The sequence below is a fragment of the Anaerococcus rubeinfantis genome (assembly GCF_001487145.1).
Lineage (GTDB): Bacteria > Bacillota > Clostridia > Tissierellales > Peptoniphilaceae > Anaerococcus > Anaerococcus rubeinfantis.
This window is the reverse complement of the sequence record NZ_LN913016.1, coordinates 100,374-119,238: the sequence shown is the minus strand read 5'-3', so window position 1 is coordinate 119,238 and position 18,865 is coordinate 100,374. Positions and strand designations below refer to the sequence as shown.

23 protein-coding genes and 1 tRNA gene are annotated in these 18,865 nt (G+C 29.2%); 4 read left to right on the top strand and 20 right to left on the bottom strand.

Annotated elements, in window-relative coordinates; all coding sequences use genetic code 11:
- Window positions 1–45: 45 nt before the first annotated feature.
- From abc-f to BN3265_RS01445, 5 genes are all read right to left on the bottom strand, one after another.
- Window positions 46–1,968: a ribosomal protection-like ABC-F family protein gene (abc-f, locus tag BN3265_RS01465; protein ID WP_058989801.1), complete on the bottom strand. Its 1,923-nt coding sequence runs from the start codon at window positions 1,966–1,968 to the stop codon at window positions 46–48.
- 7 nt (window positions 1,969–1,975) lie between these two features.
- Window positions 1,976–2,614, bottom strand: a complete 639-nt coding sequence (locus BN3265_RS01460; protein WP_058989800.1) for a redox-sensing transcriptional repressor Rex — start codon at window positions 2,612–2,614, stop codon at window positions 1,976–1,978.
- Window positions 2,615–2,625: 11 nt separating this feature from the next.
- On the bottom strand, window positions 2,626–3,063 hold the full coding sequence (locus BN3265_RS01455; protein ID WP_058989799.1) for a hypothetical protein: 438 nt from the start codon (window positions 3,061–3,063) through the stop codon (window positions 2,626–2,628).
- Window positions 3,060–4,898 (bottom strand): translational GTPase TypA, encoded by a 1,839-nt coding sequence (typA, locus tag BN3265_RS01450; protein WP_058989798.1) that lies wholly within the window; start codon window positions 4,896–4,898, stop codon window positions 3,060–3,062. The genes BN3265_RS01455 and typA overlap by 4 nt, the downstream gene beginning before the upstream one ends.
- 118 nt (window positions 4,899–5,016) lie before the next feature.
- Window positions 5,017–5,415 (bottom strand): ATP-binding protein, encoded by a 399-nt coding sequence (locus BN3265_RS01445; protein WP_058989797.1) that lies wholly within the window; start codon window positions 5,413–5,415, stop codon window positions 5,017–5,019.
- A 156-nt stretch (window positions 5,416–5,571) separates the two neighbouring features.
- On the opposite strand from BN3265_RS01445, the gene rd reads away from it, so the two are divergent.
- Together rd and BN3265_RS01435 are read left to right on the top strand one after the other, a co-directional pair.
- The gene (gene rd / locus BN3265_RS01440) at window positions 5,572–5,730 is read left to right on the top strand and encodes a rubredoxin (protein ID WP_049690477.1); all 159 of its coding nucleotides are present in this window, start codon (window positions 5,572–5,574) and stop codon (window positions 5,728–5,730) included.
- Window positions 5,731–5,790: 60 nt separating this feature from the next.
- Window positions 5,791–6,387, top strand: a complete 597-nt coding sequence (locus BN3265_RS01435; protein WP_058989796.1) for a VTT domain-containing protein — start codon at window positions 5,791–5,793, stop codon at window positions 6,385–6,387.
- Between the two features lie 55 nt (window positions 6,388–6,442).
- Here the strand turns inward: BN3265_RS01435 and BN3265_RS01430 are convergent, their stop codons facing one another.
- From BN3265_RS01430 to BN3265_RS01380, 12 genes are all read right to left on the bottom strand, one after another.
- Window positions 6,443–7,273 (bottom strand): glycosyltransferase family 8 protein, encoded by an 831-nt coding sequence (locus BN3265_RS01430; protein WP_058989795.1) that lies wholly within the window; start codon window positions 7,271–7,273, stop codon window positions 6,443–6,445.
- Window positions 7,274–7,285: 12 nt separating this feature from the next.
- Window positions 7,286–8,260, bottom strand: coding sequence for a YitT family protein (locus BN3265_RS01425; protein ID WP_058989794.1), 975 nt, complete (start codon window positions 8,258–8,260; stop codon window positions 7,286–7,288).
- Window positions 8,261–8,315: 55 nt separating this feature from the next.
- On the bottom strand, window positions 8,316–9,497 hold the full coding sequence (locus BN3265_RS01420; RefSeq protein ID WP_058989793.1) for a coenzyme F420-0:L-glutamate ligase: 1,182 nt from the start codon (window positions 9,495–9,497) through the stop codon (window positions 8,316–8,318).
- A 67-nt stretch (window positions 9,498–9,564) separates the two neighbouring features.
- Window positions 9,565–9,939 (bottom strand): hypothetical protein, encoded by a 375-nt coding sequence (locus tag BN3265_RS01415; RefSeq protein ID WP_058989792.1) that lies wholly within the window; start codon window positions 9,937–9,939, stop codon window positions 9,565–9,567.
- Window positions 9,940–9,941: 2 nt separating this feature from the next.
- Entirely contained in the window at window positions 9,942–10,679 is a 738-nt protein-coding gene (locus BN3265_RS01410) for an NAD-dependent protein deacylase (protein ID WP_058989791.1), read from the bottom strand.
- Between the two features lie 25 nt (window positions 10,680–10,704).
- Complete coding sequence (locus BN3265_RS09525) at window positions 10,705–10,869, bottom strand: hypothetical protein (protein ID WP_167338295.1); 165 nt, start codon at window positions 10,867–10,869, stop codon at window positions 10,705–10,707.
- Between the two features lie 7 nt (window positions 10,870–10,876).
- Window positions 10,877–11,611 carry an ABC transporter permease gene (locus BN3265_RS01405; RefSeq protein WP_058989790.1) on the bottom strand — a complete coding sequence of 245 codons (735 nt, stop codon included), beginning with the start codon at window positions 11,609–11,611 and terminating at the stop codon, window positions 10,877–10,879.
- Window positions 11,612–11,620: 9 nt separating this feature from the next.
- The gene (locus BN3265_RS01400; RefSeq protein WP_058989789.1) at window positions 11,621–12,409 is read right to left on the bottom strand and encodes a hypothetical protein; all 789 of its coding nucleotides are present in this window, start codon (window positions 12,407–12,409) and stop codon (window positions 11,621–11,623) included.
- Window positions 12,406–13,104: an ABC transporter ATP-binding protein gene (locus BN3265_RS01395; protein WP_058989788.1), complete on the bottom strand. Its 699-nt coding sequence runs from the start codon at window positions 13,102–13,104 to the stop codon at window positions 12,406–12,408. Before BN3265_RS01395 ends, BN3265_RS01400 begins: the two co-directional genes overlap by 4 nt.
- On the bottom strand, window positions 13,097–13,447 hold the full coding sequence (locus tag BN3265_RS01390) for a hypothetical protein (RefSeq protein ID WP_058989787.1): 351 nt from the start codon (window positions 13,445–13,447) through the stop codon (window positions 13,097–13,099). Before BN3265_RS01390 ends, BN3265_RS01395 begins: the two co-directional genes overlap by 8 nt.
- A gap of 10 nt (window positions 13,448–13,457) precedes the next feature.
- Window positions 13,458–13,730 (bottom strand): barstar family protein, encoded by a 273-nt coding sequence (locus BN3265_RS01385; RefSeq protein ID WP_058989786.1) that lies wholly within the window; start codon window positions 13,728–13,730, stop codon window positions 13,458–13,460.
- Window positions 13,731–14,180 carry a ribonuclease domain-containing protein gene (locus tag BN3265_RS01380; RefSeq protein WP_058989785.1) on the bottom strand — a complete coding sequence of 150 codons (450 nt, stop codon included), beginning with the start codon at window positions 14,178–14,180 and terminating at the stop codon, window positions 13,731–13,733.
- Window positions 14,181–14,223: 43 nt separating this feature from the next.
- Between BN3265_RS01380 and BN3265_RS01375 the strand changes: the two genes are divergently transcribed.
- Window positions 14,224–14,691, top strand: coding sequence for a 2-thiouracil desulfurase family protein (locus BN3265_RS01375; protein ID WP_082664083.1), 468 nt, complete (start codon window positions 14,224–14,226; stop codon window positions 14,689–14,691).
- Between the two features lie 68 nt (window positions 14,692–14,759).
- A tRNA-Pro gene (locus tag BN3265_RS01370) sits at window positions 14,760–14,836 on the top strand.
- Window positions 14,837–15,303: 467 nt separating this feature from the next.
- On the opposite strand, the gene BN3265_RS01365 is transcribed toward BN3265_RS01370, so the two are convergent.
- From BN3265_RS01365 to BN3265_RS01355, 3 genes are read right to left on the bottom strand one after another with little or no spacing between them, the layout of a single operon-like run.
- Window positions 15,304–16,239, bottom strand: coding sequence for an ABC transporter permease (locus BN3265_RS01365; protein ID WP_058989783.1), 936 nt, complete (start codon window positions 16,237–16,239; stop codon window positions 15,304–15,306).
- Window positions 16,232–17,344: an ABC transporter permease gene (locus BN3265_RS01360; protein ID WP_058989782.1), complete on the bottom strand. Its 1,113-nt coding sequence runs from the start codon at window positions 17,342–17,344 to the stop codon at window positions 16,232–16,234. The genes BN3265_RS01365 and BN3265_RS01360 overlap by 8 nt, the downstream gene beginning before the upstream one ends.
- Window positions 17,337–18,860 (bottom strand): ABC transporter ATP-binding protein, encoded by a 1,524-nt coding sequence (locus BN3265_RS01355; protein ID WP_058989781.1) that lies wholly within the window; start codon window positions 18,858–18,860, stop codon window positions 17,337–17,339. The genes BN3265_RS01360 and BN3265_RS01355 overlap by 8 nt, the downstream gene beginning before the upstream one ends.
- Between the last annotated feature and the right edge of the window lie 5 nt (window positions 18,861–18,865).

The following is an 18,865-nucleotide window of genomic DNA, read 5'->3' as shown; positions in this document are numbered from 1 at the left end:
TTACTATTAGTTTACCCTTGCTTTTTTATTTGAAACAAATTTTTTTTAATTTTCTTCCAATTCCAAAGATAATTCTAACCACTTATCTTGATGTCTTTGCTTTTTATCTTCAAGATTTTTTATTCTAGCAAAAGTTTCAATAACTTTTTCTTGATTATCGTAAAAACCTTCTTTGAGGCTTTCTTCTGTGAGATGGTGGATTTTTGCATCGATAGAATTTACTTCTTTTTCTAATTTTTCTAATTTTTCTTTTATTTTTTTAATTTCAAGCCTTTTTAATTTTTTCTTTTTCTCTTCTTTTTTAATTTGGGTTTGAGTCATTTCTGGTTTCTTTTCATCTTCCATCAACTCTTCTTTTAATTTTTCTACATAATAATCATAATTACCCAAATATTCTTTCATATACTCCTTGTGCATATCAAGAATTTTTACTGCTATTTTATTTAGAAAATACCTGTCGTGGCTTATTACAAGAACTGTTCCCTCATAAGCTATTAGGGCATCTTCCAAGGCTTCTTTTGAATCTATATCAAGATGGTTTGTTGGTTCATCCATCAAAATAAAATTACAATCTGAAAGCATAAGTTTTAATAAAGAAATTCTTGCTCTTTGACCCCCGGACAATTCACTTATAGGCTTATCAACCTCATCTTGGTAAAACATGATTTTTGCAAGATAAGACCTTATTTCATAATTTGTAAGATCAGGATAAGCTTCTCTTATTTCTTCAAACAAGGTGTTTTCTGTATTAAGAGATTTTTGTTCTTGGTCAAAATATCCAACTTTTACGCTAGATCCTAATTTTATTTCTCCATCATCTTTTCTTTCTTGGTTTAAAATAATTTTAAATAAAGTAGTTTTTCCTACTCCATTTTCTCCAATTATCGCAACCCTATCATTTCTATAAATATTAAAAGAAATATCTTCAAAAATTTCCTTATCATAGGATTTTTTGAGTTTATCTACACTTAATACATCAACTCCCGAAACAATTCTTGGAGTAAATCTTATATTTATTGACTCATTAAGATTGTCAGGTTTTTCAACCCTTTCCATCTTATCCAAAAGTTTTTGTCTTGATCTTGATTGAGAAATTCCTCTTTTTCTTTTTGAGCCGCCAAGATTTTTTAACCTATCAATTATTTCTTCTTGCCTTTTAATTTCTTTTTGTTGGGTCTTGTAAAGGTGGTTTTGGACTTTTAAATCTTTTTTTCTTTGTTTCATAAAAGATGTATAATCGCCATCATAAATTTTTAATCCACCATTTTCTAAGAGAAATATTTTTGAAACTGTCGCATCCAAAAAATACCTATCGTGGCTTATAACAATAACCGATCCATTAAAATTTTTTACAAAATTTTCCAAAAAATTAATAGCCTTTATGTCCAAGTGGTTTGTCGGCTCATCTAACAAAATAAGGTCAGGTTTTTCCAATAAAAGACAGGCAAGTTCAACCCTTGCCTTTTGTCCTCCTGATAAAAGCGAAATTTCTTTTGAAAAATCTTCTTCACTAAATCCCATCCCAATCAAAACCCCTCTTATTTCTGATTTATAGGAGTAGCCGTTTTGTTTTTCAAATTCTTCGCTTTTTCTTGCATATTCTGCCATTATATCATCGAGCTTGTCAGGATTTTTTTCCTCGCTCATTTTTATTTCAAGATCTCTTAAATCTTTTTCAAGTCTTATTAGATCTTTAAAAACTTCCAAACAATAATCGTATATACTTTTGTTAGACATAAGTCCTAATTGTTGTTTCAAATAACCAAGGCTTACATCGTTTGGTATATGTATATTTCCAAAATCTTTTGAAATTTCTCCTGTCAATATATTAAATAATGTAGACTTTCCAGAACCATTATTTCCTATTAGGCCAATTTTATCTCCCTTATTTATAGTAAAAGATAAATTTGAAAATACGTCTTGGGTCGGATAGGATTTTGTTAAATTTGATACTGAAGCTACAATCATAATTTTTTTAGAAAATGAAATCTTCTGGTGTGTTGATAAAATATGTTAGGGTAAATAATGATTCATCTAGGTGAACATTTTCTATTACCACATTATTTTTTGTTTTTAAATCAACTGGTGCAAAATTCCAAATTCCTTTTATTCCTCCTTCACAAAGAATATCACAAACTTCTTGGGCTCCTTCTTTTGGTGTTGTGATAATTCCTATATCTATTTTATTTTTTTCCAAATATTCTTTTAATTCATCTACTGATAAAACTTTAATTTGATCTGTTGAAACTTCTTCGTTGTTTTTATCAAAAATTGCTTTTACATTGTAGTCTAAAGTTTTAAATCCTGTGTATTGGAAAAGAGCATGGCCTATATTTCCGTATCCGATTATTACCATAGAATATTCTTTGTTTACACCAATAATTTTTGCAAGCTCTTGCATCAATTCTTTTACATTATATCCATAGCCTTGTTGGCCAAAGCAACCATAATGGTTTAAATCTTGTCTAATTTGACTTGCAGTTAAACCTGTAATTTGTGAAAGTTCTTTTGATGAAACTCTTACAATGCCTTTTTCATTAATAGCTTCTAGGTACCTATAATATTTTGGTAACCTTTTTATAACTGATAAAGAAACGTTTGATCCTTTTTTCATAACAACCTCCCTTAGTCATTTTTTATTTCTTTAGACTTTAATCTATTTAAAAGTATTACATTTAATAAATGAGCAATATAAACGATTATTAGTCCACTATAAAATAGTTCTTGCCAATAACTTGATATTCTTTCATCTACTGCTATAAATTTTGGAATTAGTGGTATATAAGTACTTGCCACAAGTAGAGCGTGATAACTTAATACAGCAAATCCTATTATGCTAAGTATTGCTACAAAAATTGAATATCCTCTTGTTTGTTTTTCCATTAATATATAAAGAGGATATATCAACATTATAACCCAGGAAATGATAAAGGAAATATTCCAAATATCATTTACTATTTGTGGGTTAATTTTTGTAAGAATTAGCATTAAATTAGTTATAAAAACTACTAATACAGATAAAAGCAGAGAGGTTGAAAGAAATCTTTCAAATCTCTTTTTCATTTTTCCACCTTATTTGTTATTTTTTTAGATTTATATCTTAAATTATTATCTAAGATTCTTTTTCTAATTCTTAAATTATGTGGAGTGATTTCTATTAATTCATCTTCTTCCACAAATTCCATCATCTCTTCTACACTCATAATTTTTGCAGGAGAAAGTACAAGAGCTTCGTCGGCTGCTGATGCTCTGACGTTGGTTTGTTTTTTCTTTTTACAAACATTTACGTCAATGTCTATTCCCTTAGCATTTGATCCTATAACTTCACCTTCGTAAACTTCATCTTGTGGTTTTACAAAAAGTTGTCCTCTTGATTGGGCTGCATGAAGTCCATAAGTTGTAGCAACTCCTGTTTCAAAAGAAATAAGTGAACCTGCTTGTCTTTTTGCAATATCTCCCCTATATCTTTCATATGAATCAAATTCCGTATTTAAAACTCCTGTTCCTTTTGTATCTGTCAAAAATTCTTGCCTGTAACCTATAAGTCCTCTTGCAGGAATTTTAAAAACCATTCTTGTATAGCCTGATGAATTTGGAGCCATATCTATTAGCTCTCCCTTACGAAGACCCAATTTTTCAATTATTGCCCCTGTATATTCTTGGTCAACATCAATTGTTGCAAGCTCAATTGGTTCTAATTTTTTACCATTTTCATCCTTTTTAAACATAACTTCAGGTTTTGAAACTTGGAATTCGTAGCCTTCTCTTCTTAAATTTTCTATCAAAACTGAAAGATGAAGCTCTCCTCTTCCTGAAACCTTGAAAGATTCTGTTGAGTCAGTTGGTTCAACTCTTAAAGAAACGTCTGTTTCTTTTTCTTTAAATAACCTATCTCTAATATGTCTACTTGTTACATAATCTCCATCACGTCCTGCAAAGGGTGAATTATTTACTGAAAAGGTCATTGAAAGTGTTGGCTCAGAAATTTTTGTAAATTCTATTGGATCCATATCATCTTCTGTACAAATTGTATCTCCTATATTTATATCTTCCATTCCTGATAAGGCTACAATTGAACCAAAATCTGCTTTTTCTACTTCACTTCTTTGAAGACCCTCAAATTCATAAATTGTAACAATTTTTGATTTTACTTTTCTATCTTTATCATTGTAATTTACAATTATGCAAGAATCATTTTTATTTATTTGTCCACTTTCAACTTTTCCGATTGCAATTCTTCCAAGATAATTGTCATAATCTGTTGTTGAAACCAAAACTTTAAAGGGAGCCTTAGGGTCTGCTTCAAAAGCTGGAGTGTAATCAATTATTGTATCCAAAAGATCTGTCATATCTTTTTTTTCTTCACCAAATTCTAGACTTGCCCAGCCTTCTTTGGCTGAAGCAAAAACAAATGGTGAATCAAGATATGATTCGTCAGCTTCAAGAGAAATAAATAAATCTAGTACTTCATCCATTACCTCTTCAACTCTTTGGTCAGGTCTATCAACTTTATTTATACAAATAATTGCAGGTAAATTTAAATCAATTGCCTTTCTCAAAACAAATTTTGTTTGAGGCATTGGGCCTTCACGACTATCTACAACTAAAACTACAGCTTCAGCCATATTTAAAACTCTCTCAACCTCTCCACCAAAATCGGCGTGGCCTGGAGTGTCAATTATATTTATTTTTGTTCCTTTGTAATTAATTGCGGTATTTTTTGAAAGAATTGTAATTCCTCTTTCCTTTTCAATAGAATTTGAATCCATAACTCTTTCGTCAACTTGTTGGTTTTCTCTAAAAATTCCGCTAGTTTTTAAAAGTCCATCAACCAAGGTTGTTTTACCATGGTCAACATGGGCAATTATCGCTACATTTCTTATATCTTCACGTTTCATCAAATCACTTCTTTCTTAACTAAATTAAACTATTTATTCATCAATTTATTATATCATATGTGATAAGATTATCAATAAATAACAAAAAAAATACTTGATAAAATAAACTTACCAAGTATTATATATATAATTTTCTCTTGGAATCTCTTTTTAAAAAAGCAATTATGATATTATCTTTAATAATTAGCTCGTCTGCTAGGCTATAAACAAGTTTGATTCCCCTGCCATGATCGTGAAGTCCGTCATTTTCAAAAAGATAATCAATGCCATCTCCATCATCTTTAACTTTTATTAGGCAGAATTCATCATCCATCATAAAAGTTGTATCAATAATTTTATCATACTGACACCTATTTCCATGTTCGTAGGAATTTATTATAAGTTCATCCAAAATTAATCTTATTTTAAAAATTAAATTTTCGTCTATATTTTTATTTTTTAAATTTAAAACAAGTCCGTCCCTAAATTTTTTTATCATTTTTAGGTCAGTCGGCATTGTGTTTCTAATAAGCTCCATCTTATCCCTCTTCTCTTGATACTAAATATATACCCAAATAAGAATTAAGTATCTAGCAATTTTAAAAAATTTGTCAAATTTTGTACAATTTCTTAAATTATTGATTTTTTTTATTTTGTAGTATAATGTAAATATAACAAATGAAAGGAGAATATTATGAAATACGTATGTACAGCTTGTGGATATATCTATGATCCTGCAAAAGGAGATCCAGATAACGGAATCGACGCAGGAACAGAATTCAACGATCTTCCAGAAGATTGGGTTTGCCCAGTTTGTGGAGTAGGTAAAGATATGTTCGAAGAACAAGAATAAGATTTTTTAAAAGGGAGGCCTTGGCCTCTCTTTTTTCTAAGTCCGTATTAAAAACTAATTATGAAATATTTTTTTAAAAAATATAGTAAAGAAATTAAAATATTAATAAGCCTTGGACTTTCGATTTTATTTTTAAGTTTTCTTTATAAATTGTATAAACTTGGAATTCTCACAGATTCCGACAAATTATATGATTATATTGGAGCTTTCACATACCTTGCTCCTTTAATTTTTATAATAATGAAGGTAATGATCGGATTTGTTCCATTTATTCCAACAACTATTTTTATAATAATTGGTTTTGCCCTATTTGGACAAAAGTTTGGTTTGTTTTTAAATTATATTACTGGCCTTATGACAGCGGTAATAAATTATACTTTAACCAGAATTTATGGAAAAAGATTTTTAAATATTTTTATTCCAAAAAAGAATCTCAAAAAATTTGAAAGTGCAAAAAGACAAAGTAGTAAAAAATTTAAAAAAATTTTATTTATAACAAGTGCAACTCCATTTGCTCCTGATAATGCCTTATCCATGGTTGCAGGTTTTAGAAAAATCAAATTTAAAGAATACATTAAAATAATGGTAGTTGCAAAATTTATAGAAATATTAATAATAGCCTACTTGATGTACCATTTAAAATTATTTTTAACTTAAAAAAGGACTGTTGCATAATGAATAAATCATTCATAGTTTTGCAACAGCCCCTTTTTTATATATTCATTGCTTTTTCCCAAAAATATAGATAAAGCGATGTGAACACACCGAGATTATTTTCATCTAACCAAGGTTTTCTTTTTCCACAAAAATGCAAAAAGCAAGTGTTGGAAATTATATAGGATAAATTATACTTTTTATCTTTTAATTTATAAGCCAAATATCTTCTTGCATCATAATTATACTTTATCTCGTCAATTTTTATTATTTTATTTCTAAAAACAACATTCAAAAGGTCTTGATCTGGCATTATTAGCCCCAAAGATTTGGTGTTTTTTACATAATTTAAAACTTCTTTTTCATAAATTTTACTATTTCTTGCTAGCTTTAAGTTTATCATCAAAATTCCAGAATTAAAATAATTGTCTATATCTTTTAATCCACTTGAAATAGATAATCTGGCTACATTTGCAGATTGAACCGTTGGAATAGTATGGGTTGCTGCTGCAAAATAATTCTCTTTTAAATCCATATTATAAAGCTTTTCGCACGAATTCAAAACTAAGATATCAGGATCTAAATATAAAATTTTATCTAAATTTTCTGGCAAATATTTATATGCAAGAAGCCTATAATACATCTCTTCTGTATAATAGAAAGTTGTTTTTGCATTTGAAAAAAGATTTTTAACTTTTATCGGATTTAATTTTGCCTTATCCAAGCTTGCTTTTTTTACAAATTTTTTAATTTCTTCTATTTTTTCATCTCTTATATCCTTATAAATCAAATAAACTTCAAAATTTGTATCATTACTTTTGAATAATGAATATAGCATAGTTTTTAAAGGATTTATATAATTTTCATCACAAGAAACTAATATATTCATAGTTTTCCCTTTCTATTGAAGATCTGTTGTATAAAATCCCTTGCCTATTATTGATGAAGTGTCTAGAACTGTTATAAAGCAACGGGGATCTATTTCTTTTATATATTTTCTAAATAAAACCGCCTCGTAATCATTTGTTACACATAAAAATACTGATTGGTCTTTTTTGTAATATAGGCCTGTTCCTTCTAATACAGTTGCCGACCTATTTAATTTGTCCCTAATAAATACACTTATTTCTTCTTGCTTTGATGTTATTATTAAAAATAGTTTGGCAGTATTAAATGATTTTATAAATTCATTTACTACAAGTCCTTTCATCAAAAGCCCAAGACATGATAGGAGTCCTATTTCTACTCCAAAAATTTTTATTGACAATAGGGTCAAAATGGAATCTCCTATCAAAAGTGATTTTCCTATATTTAAATTTGTGTATTTATTTATAATCATGGCAATTATATCTGTGCCCCCGCTTGATGCGGATAAATTAAATAAAATTGAAGAGCCTACAGCTGGTATTAAAACTGCGCAAAATAATTCTAACAATTTATTATCTGTAAAGGGAGTTGTATGGGGAATTATTTTACTTAGTAAAAGGGCCGTCAAGGAATTTAGTATGGATACATAGCCTGTTTTTATTACAAATTTTTTTCCCAAAATAAAATATGCCACAACCAATAAAGTCACGTTTAAAATTAAAGTTATTAGGGCAGGAGAGAGAGGAAGGCTATTTGAAAGCAGTATGGATGCCCCCTCTACTCCACCTATTACAAAATGGTTGGGATATTTGAAAAAATGTGTACCATTTGCCATAAGTATTGCGGCAAAACTCATTAGAAAAATTTTCTTTCTATTACTTAAGGGCTCGTGGGCAAATTTGTCTTTTTGCCTATCTTTTCTTAGAATTTTTATTGCAGCATTTCTTTCAAGTATGTGTCTAATTTTTTCTTTTTCTGAAAGCTCATTAGGATCTATTTTTTCTTTCATATTAAATTATTTTTAATCCTCCAAGTTTATAAAAAAAAAGCCTCGCGGCTTTTTTTTAATCATTTGAATAATTATCAAAATACCCTTGAATAAGAACAACAGGAGTTCCTTTATCTCCAGAACCTGAAGTTAAATCGCAAAGTGATCCTAAAAGATCTGTAATTTGTCTAGGTGTTGTTCCTAGTGTTTCATTACTTCCTTTTAAGTCTTCTGATTTTTGAGAAATTCTTTCTCTCATTTTTGCGGTTCTTTCTTCAATTGATAAATCTTTTAATTCGGTATCAGCTATATATTTTATTTTTAATTCGTTTGGTGTTCCAGAAAGTCCCTTTGTATAAGCAGGGGAAACAACTGGATCTGCAAGCTCCCAAATTTTTCCTACTGGATCTTTGAATGCTCCATCACCGTAGATCATAACTTCAACTTCTTTATTATATTTTTCAATTAATTTTTTTTGAAGTTCGTCTACAAATTTTTGACCATCTCTTGGGAATAATTTTACTACATCTTCTGTAGAAAGATTTGATCCAAGTAAACCATAATCTTCATTATAGCCTGATCCATCAACTGATTGTGTCATTATTTCATCAAGTCCAAAGACTTCTTTTGCTCCAGATTTTTCTAGAAGTTTTTTTGTTAAATCTCTAGTATGAATTTGACAAACTAAAACACTTTTTGTAAATTTTAGTACATCTTTTGGATTGTTAAAGAAATGAACCTCACTGTTTTTTGCCATTTCTTTGTAAAGTGAAATGTAGTCAACTCCAGTAAATTGATGTTTGTAATCTCCTGCAAGTTTTCTAAATTCTTCTTCTGATAAAATATCTGAATAAGGATTTACATCACTTTCAAACAAATCCATTCTGTCCATAATGTAGTTTCCTACCTCATCTTGTGGATAAGATAAGCAAATGTGAAGTTTTTTTCCACTCAAAGCGAAAGCTTTTAGCATTATTGAAAATCTATTTCTACTTAAAATTGGGAATAAGATTGCTATTTCATCGCCTTTAAATTTATTGTTGATGTCTTTAGCAATTTGTTCACAAGTTGCGTAGTTTCCTTGAGCTCTTGCTACAAGGGATTCTGTAACGCAAACTACATCCTTATCGTTTATTTCGATATTTTTTGATTCAACAGCTTTGTTTACGCTATCAAATACAATATCTACTAAGTTATCTCCTGTCTCAATAATAGGTGTCCTAACACCCATTGATACTGTTCCTATTAATCTATCCATACATGCTCCTTCCTCACGTATTATACATTAATTTTTTTAAAAAATAAAGTTAAAATTTTATTTTTTTTTACGATTTTACTTTTTGTTTTGTCTTGCATTTTGGGCATTTTACAATTATTTTTCCTTTGCCTTTAGGAATACGTAATTCTTGTCCACAAGATTTACACCTAATATACTTATATTTTTTATCTCCAAATATTTTCCTTTTAATTTTTCCATATTTTTTTTGAATTGGATTTAAAAATTTTAATTTGAAAACATAATTTTCGCTGTTTCTTTTTATTTCATTTGTTGATATAGTCCTAAAAATCGCATAAAAAACTATAGCTAAGGGAAGTGCTTGCAAAAATTCAATTTTTGCAAAATAGTTTATTAGCATAAGTCCTATTGCAAACCAAACTAGACCTATAGATAACTCGTCAATTCCATGTCGTTTTTTCAAAATTAAACACCTTCTACTAATTCTTTCATTATTTTTGATATATCTCCTTTTAAAAGATAGTCTGCCTTATTATCTTTTGGGGTAGGATCTCTGTTTATTACGATAAGTTTTTTGCCCCTATAAAAATCTATTAATCCTGCTGCAGGATAGACAACCAAACTTGTTCCTCCAACTATTAAAACATCGGCTTCGCTTATTAATTTTACTGCATAGCTTATATTATCATTATTTAAACTTTCTCCGTATAAAACTATGTCTGGCCTTACAACCGATCCACAATCATCGCATTTTACCAAATTTTTAAATTTTTTTACATAAGAAAGGTCAAAATTTTTTCCACAAGATGTGCAATAATAATCTCTCAAATTTCCGTGAAGCTCAATTACATTTTTGCTCCCTGCTTCTTGGTGGAGAGAATCTATATTTTGGGTAACAATTCCTTTTAATTTTCCTTTTCTTTCAAGTTTTGTTAAAGCAAAGTGACAGTCATTTGGTTTTATTCCTTCTATCATCAAATTTTCTTTTGCATATTCCATAAATTCATCGGGATGATTTATGAAAAATTCGTGGCTTAACATATATTCTGGTGAGTATGATGAATTATTTTCTCTATTATAAAGTCCTGTCGCAGACCTAAAATCTGGAACTCCAGATGCGGTTGATACTCCTGCTCCTCCAAAAAATACAATATTATTTGACTCATTTATTATTTTTTTGACTTCATTAATTTTATTATCCATAATATCTCCTCACTATGACTATACCCTACTTCTGTTTTTTAAATTTATTGTCAATACTTGCCCCAAAAAATGCACCTATTACTGCACAAACTACTGCAACCATTTCTTTATTTGGAAAATTGTAGGCATTATTTAAAATTATTGATATAATTACTCCTCCAACAATTCCTATATACATATTTTTGTTCATATCTTCCTCATGATAAGTCTAAATCTTTTTTTAATATTTTTGCATTTATCCAAAATAATCCTACAAATATCAAAATATAATAAATAAATCCTGTAAGATTTACATAGGCTTCTCCCTTGTATTTTACATATGAATAAAGAAAAGCCATGTAATTATAATTTTTTAAAACAATTTTATTACTTAAAAGCAAGAAATTTTTATTTATAAAAAATCCCAAAACAAAAATCAATCCTGTAATTATAAAAATCACAAGGGCAGATGTTTTTCTTCTAAATATAAATCTATCCATTTGCATATAAAAAAATATTAACAAGGAAAAAATATTTACTAGATTCATTATAAAAACTAAGGACAAAAGGGTTTTTGTATTTAAGTATTTTCCTACTATATAAAATAAAAATACTGACAAAAACACCAAAAGCCAATAGAAAATATTTATTACTACAAGCTTTGCTCCTATAAACTCTTTTGCACTAATTGGAAGTGAAAAAGTAAGTATGGACCTATTTGTATAAAGGTCTTTGTAAAATGTATTTATAATAAAATAGGAGATGGTTAGGATAAATACAACAACTACAATAATTTCTATTGAATTTAGGGCTGAATTTATTTCAAGAGATCTTGAAAAGGCTCCTATAGTTTTAATTGATAAAAGTGATATTAGAAGAATTACGAAACTTGCAATAGTCGAGATAAAAAATTTCATATTTGATTTTACATCATATTTTAAATATTTTCTCATATCCTTCTCCTAAAAATCTATCTTCTCTTCTATCAAAAATACATTATAGAAAAATGTAACTGCTATTATTAAAACAGAAAAAACTAACATCCAAATATTAATCCCCAAAACTTTTCCATCAACTCCATTATAAAGCATGGATATATCGAGTCCGTTTATATTTATTATCCTTTGGATAGAAAAATCTTTAAACTTTAAAATCACAGGACTTATTGTGTAAATATTTCTTAAAAGCCAAACTATGATTGTAAATAAAACAATGGATAAAACCACTGAAACAAAGGAATAATACCTTCTAAAAATTTGTACTTTTGAAAGTGTAATTCCAAAAACCAAAAGTAGGTAGGCTATGGAATAATAAATTTCACAAACAAAAACATAAAGCATAAGCACTTTTAGGGAAATATTATTTAAAATCTCACTTATTCCCAAAAATTTTGTAGTCAAAATTAAAGATCCTACAAAAATTACAAGACTTAAAAATCCAAAAATCAAACTTGCCAAAAATTTTGCTAAAATTATCTTACTTACTGAAATATTTATGGTAAAAGTAATGTAGGATGACTTATCAAAAATATCTCTTTTATACCTTACGGTAAAAAATATCAAGGAAATTGATAAAATTATTAGGGCTAAAGATATAAGAAGAATAAAAAATGAAGTATTTTTATTTTCCATATCAAAGCTATTAAATTTGTAAAATATGCCAAGTAAGGCTTGGGAAATTATGGCGAAAATTGCCATAATAATAAAAAATCCCCTTGATCTTTTTAATTCATATTTCAAAAACTTAATCATATTACAAAAATTTCCTTATACAAATCTACCATTTGTTTTTTATACTTATCCCTCAAATCTTCAGCGTCTTCTTCCAAAAGAATTTGTCCTCTTTGGATAAAGGCTGCCCTGTCAAAAAGATTTTCCAAATCTCCAATTTGATGGGTTGTAATAATAATTGTCCTACCAATATCTACAGTTTTTATTATTGCAGATAAAATCATATCCTTTGCAATTGGATCAACTCCTTCAATCGGCTCATCCAAAATATAAAGTTTTGTATCACGAGAAAGGGTCAGTGCCAAAAGAAGTCTCTCCTTCATTCCCTTTGACAATTTATCAGAATAGCCTTCCTTTGGAATTTTCATAAACTCAAAAAGTTCCTTGCAAACTCTCATATTAAAATCGTCATAAAAATCCTTGTAAAGATTTACCGTATCTTCAATCGTCAAATTATCATAAAGATGGTAGGCATCTGGAAGGTAGGAGATTATTTTTTTAGTTTCAACTCCAACTTTTTTCCCATCAATTAAAATTTCTCCATCATTTGGCTTTATAAGACCCATGATACATTTTAAAAGAGTGGTTTTCCCTGACCCATTTGGACCCATAAGTCCCAAAATTTGTCCTCTTTCAAGTTTTAAATTTATACCATCAAGCACGTTTTTTTTGCCGTAAGTTTTTTTCAAATTTTTAATTTCTAATATATTATCCATTAGCACTCATCCTCAAAGCCACAAAATCATAAACACCCTCGTTGGAAATTCCAATTGAATTCATATTTTTCAAAAATTCATTCAAATATCCATTTGCAAATTCAACTATTAGGGCATTTCTTTTATTTTCATCAATTTTCATATAATAATAATCACTTTTTGCCTCAATCAAATCCTCATCCAAAAGCCTTTGGTAGGTTTTGTCTACATAAGAAGGATTTACCCTAAATTTATTTATAAGAAATTCCTTCTCATAAAATTTGTCCCCATTTTTTAGAAAATTATTAATAATATTTTTGGCAACAAAGTTTCTAATTTCATTATTTACTGACCTATCTTCCATATTCGCTCCTTTAATTTACTATATTAAGCTTAGATAAAAAATCAATTTCCAAAAGAAATTCAAGACTTGCCTTCATAAAACATGACAAAAATTTCTCCCCATAATGACCCAAATTGTTGTAAATTTCTTGGTAATTCTCAATAATTATTTTCTCATCAACCATAGAAAGAGCGTCAAAAAGACCGTCAAGATTATTTACTTTATATTCAAAGTCAATTTTTTCATTCAAATAAGAAAAGGCCTCATCCCTTGACTTAAATTTATTTCCATCCAAAAAAATCATTTATTTCTCCTCAGTAAAACTTTCATAGTGGTCAGCTGTATAAAAAATATTAAAATCTTCATCATAAATTAACCTTTCACCACCACGTCTTCCACCAAAATAATTTACATCACATTCTTTGTAATTGGCCTTTGGGAGTTTCTTTTCAAAATTTCCAAAATAATCACCACCAATTACCCCCTTATCAGTAACTTCCCACAAATTTCCCTTTTTAGGAATCCAACCAAGTTTTTTCGCCTCTTTTTTTGTCAAGAAATTTGGAGGAAGTTTTTTATAAGATTTAATATAATCAACTACATCATCTTTTTTATAATAAGCCTTATCTTCAAGAAGACTTGTGCATTCAACTTCTTCATTAGAATTAATATTTTCATGCTTCACACATCCAGTAAAGGCAAAAATAAGAAAAAAGCTTAAAATAAATTTATAAAAAAAGTTTTTAATTTTCATTTAAATTCTCCTTTGCTATAATTATATCAGAAAGGATAAAAATATGAATGTATTAATATCAAGATGTCTTTTGGGAATAAATTGCCGCTATGACGGAAAAAATAACGAAATAAAAAATTTAAAAGAAAAATTTCCCCAAGTAAATTTCATAGATGTATGTCCAGAAGTAGATTCTGGAATGAAAACACCAAGAAAGCCATGTGAGATAAAAAATTCTAGAGTAATAAATGTTGATGAGAAAGATTTTACAAAAAATTTCAAAAAAGGTGGAGAAATTGCCATAGATCTTTGTAAAAAAAATAATATAAAAATCGCCCTATTAAAAGCAAAATCTCCATCTTGCGGAAAAGATTTGATTTATGATGGAAATTTTAATAAAAATTTAATAAAAGGAGACGGAATCACTTGCCAAATCTTGAAGAAAAATGGTATAATTATTTTCAGTGAGAAAGAAATCGAAGATTTTTATGCTTACTTATCAGCTAAATTAAGCGAATCTTACAAAAATTAAAAAAAGTTTTAAAAAAGATTTGACAAATAATTTTAAAGCTGGTATATTATATATTGTCGTTAGGACATCGGGGTGTGGCGCAGCTTGGTAGCGCGCGTGGTTTGGGACCATGAGGCCGAAGGTTCGAATCCTTTCACCCCGACCATTTTTTTGCAAGCTAAAGCTTGCTTTTTTAGTTGTAATACGTAAATTTTCCCTTTTAAAATTGCACCGAGTGGTGCTTTTTTTATGCCCATTTTTAAAATATAAAAATTAAAAAACATTCCAGACTGTTGACAAAGTATACAAATCCTCATGCTAAGAATATCATACGGAAAAAATTGATTTGATTTCAAATTTAAAAATTCGTTAAAAATCGCACTGTATGAGCGTTAGCGAGTTTGCGATTTTAGAATTTTTAAATTTAGAAATCTACAATTTTTGGAGTCAGATATTCGTGCTTGAGGGTTTGTCTACGCTCTGACATTCTACTATTTCTTCAATAATTAATAAGAAAAAAATAACCCATCTCGACCTTTTGTAGAGATCTCATTTGTTGACTTTATCTTAATTTTCATCTATGAGTTCTCTTTAATTCTACAATCGATATGGGGTTTATTTTTCTATTTTTTCTTATATATCTTCTGTCAAATATGGCTTACCACTTGCCTTTGGTGCTCTTGATTTTTTATTAAATAATATCAAGAAAATCAAAATTGAAATGTATGGAATCATTGAAATAAATTCCATTGGAAGGCTTATGGTTGTTCCTGTAAGATAGGTTGCTATAGCTTGGGTTAGTCCAAAAAATAAAGATCCTATCAAAACTCCTTGTGGTCTCCAATTTCCAAATATTACACAAACAAGGGCGATATATCCTTGTCCTGCAATTAAAGTTGGAGAAAATACACTTACTACTGCAAGTGACATGCTTGCTCCTCCAAGTCCTCCCATAAATCCTGAAAACATAACTGCAAGATATCTAATTTTTTTCACAGAAATATCCAATGTTTCAGCTGCTTTTGGGTGTTCACCAACTGCAATAAGCCTTAGGCCCCATTTTGTTTTATATAAAAATATATAAATCAAAATTACAGAAATTAAAGCTATATAAACTGTTGCATATTGGGAGAAAATATTTTTTAATCCCTGATTTTTAATTAAGCCGTCAAATAATCTTGGGATTTTATTTTCCAAAGGAATTGATGGGGTTTGAGTTGCACCATCAAAAAATAATCTTGCCAAAAAAAGTGCCAAACCTGGTGCTAATGTATTTATTGCAATACCAGAAATAGTTTGATCTCCTGCAAAAGTTACTGAAACCAAAGCGTGAATCAAGCCAAAAAACATTCCTGCAAGGCCTCCTGCAAAAAATCCTAGCCAAGGATTTCCAAAATAATATCCCACAGTCGCAGCAACCAAGGCACCAATTGTCATCATTCCTTCAAGTCCAATGTTTACAACTCCAGATTTTTCACTCATCATTCCACCTAGGCCTGTCAATAATACCGGTGTAGCATTTGAAAGTGTATTTCCAATTATTAATCCTAAAACTGTCAAATTAAGCATTATTTCCCGCCTTTCTATTTTTCCTTTTGTTTGCTTTCGCTTTTATAATTCTAAATATCAAAGGAATAGCTGTAAATAAAATTATTGTACCAATTATTATAGAAATTAATTCGCTTGGAACTCCCATAGTTCTTTGTAAATTACTTCCTGCATATTTCAAAGATCCTAAGAATAAACCTGAGAAAATACAACCGATTGGATTATTTGATGCCAAAAGTGATACGGCAAGTCCGTCAAATCCAAAATTTTCCATAGCTGATAAAAGTGGAAGTGAATAAGTATATCCCATAACTTGTGTTACTCCTGCAAGGGCACACAAGGATCCAGATATTGCCATAGACTGGATTATTTTTTTGTTTGCATCGATTCCACCGTACTCACTTGCTTCTCTATTTAATCCTACGGCTTTTAATTTGTAGCCAAGAGTGGTTTTTTCAAGAATAAACCAAATGATAATTACGCTTAAAATAGCAAAAATTATTCCCAAATGAATTGGAGCCCTAAAAAATTTCCCAAAAAATCCATCAAATTTTTGGCTCGCATTTGTAACAAGGGTTACTTTTGCTGAATCATTTATGTCAAATGTTCCCATTGAATTTGGTTTTTGATAGCGATAAACTATAAAATTTTGAAAATAAAAGGCAACCCAGTTTAGCATTATGGTTGAAATTACTTCGTGAATGCCAAATTTTGCTTTTATAAATCCTGCAAGTCCTCCATACAAAAATCCTGCCAAAAGTGCAACGATTATTGTAACAATAACATGGATTATTGGAGGAAGTTTTAGCAAGTATCCTAACAAAAATCCTACAGTTGAACCTATTATAAATTGTCCCTCAGCTCCCATATTAAATAGACCTGTTTGAAAGGCAAAACAAACTCCAAGACCTGTAAGAATAATTGGAGTTGAATTTACAAGAGCCCAACCTATATTTCTTGGGGACTTAAAAATTCCTTCAATCAATTTTCCATAAGCTTCAATTGGGTTGTAACCTGTAAGGGATAAGACTAAAGCTCCAACCAAAAGACCCAAGATTATTGATACAAGAGTAAATAATAATTTTGAATTTGAAAAAGATTTTTTTGATTTTGTTTTATTATTCATGATCTCCTCCTGCCATTAATCTTCCTACTTCGTATTCATCAGTTTCTTTTGGATCAAGCTCTCCTACAATTTGTCCATCATAAATTACGCAAATTCTGTCAGATAAGTCCATGACTTCATCTAATTGGAAACTTATTAATAAAACTGCCTTTCCTTGATTTCTAAGTTCTACCAAATATTGGTGGATAAATTCAATTGCTCCAACGTCAAGTCCTCTTGTTGGTTGGGCAGCAATCAAAAGATCAGGATCGTTTGTAATCTCCCTTGCAATAATTACTTTTTGTTGGTTTCCACCAGAAAGGCTTCCCGCTTTTTCATTCATATCATTTGGCCTAATATCAAATTTTTCAATCAAATCATTGGCATTTTCTTCAATTTTTTTGAAATCTAAAATTCCATTTTTTGAAAAATCTTTGTCCAAATTTTCTAAAATCAAATTATCCTTGATTGAATATTCCAAAACAAGGCCTCTTTTTTGCCTATCTTCTGGAATTTGGTTCATGCCAAGGTCAATTATATTTCTTGGATTTTTATTGGTAATGTCCTCGCCTTTTAAGCTCACTTTTCCTTTTTCAGCTTTTCTCATTCCAGAAATTGCATCTATTAATTCTGTTTGGCCGTTTCCATCAACTCCTGCAATTCCCAAAATTTCACCTTTTCTTATAGAAAGGTTAAGCCCTTTTACCTTGTCAACTTTTCTATTATCCTTAACCCAAAGATTTTCAATTTTAAAAATTTCATCTCCAAGATCAATTTTTTCTTTTTTAACATTAAAGCTTACATCACGACCTACCATTTTTTCTGCAAGATCGGCTTCGCTTACATCTTTGACCTTAACTTTGTCAATATACTCACCCCTTCTTATTATGGTGCAAGTGTCTGCCATAGCTTTAATTTCTTTTAATTTGTGGGTTATAATTATAATTGATTTTCCAAGCTCAGTTAATTTTTCTACTATTTCTACAAATTCGTTAATTTCTTGGGGTGTCAAAACTGCTGTTGGCTCATCAAAAATTAAAATATCTGCTCCATGGTATAAAGCTTTTAAAATTTCTACTCTTTGTTGTTGACCAACTGAAATGTCTGAAACTTTACTATCTGGATCTATCAAAAGTCCATATTCTTGGCTTAATTTAAGAACTTCTTTTTTTGCCTTATCTCTATCAATGAAAGAATTTTTTCCTTCATAGCCTAAAATTATATTTTCTGTTACTGTAAAAGGTTCTATCAACATAAAATGTTGGTGAACCATTCCTATGCCCATACTAATTGCTTTTTTGGGTGAATTATTTATAATTTCTTCACCTTTAATGTAAATATCTCCTTCATTTTGTGGAAACATCCCATACAAAATATTCATAAGAGTAGTTTTTCCTGCTCCATTTTCTCCGAGCAAAGCATGAACTTCACATTTATGAAGATCAAAATCTACTCCCTTTAGGACTTTTTTATCTCCAAAACTTTTATGAATATTTTTCAATGAAACAATAGGGCTTTCATTTAAATACTTATCCATATTAC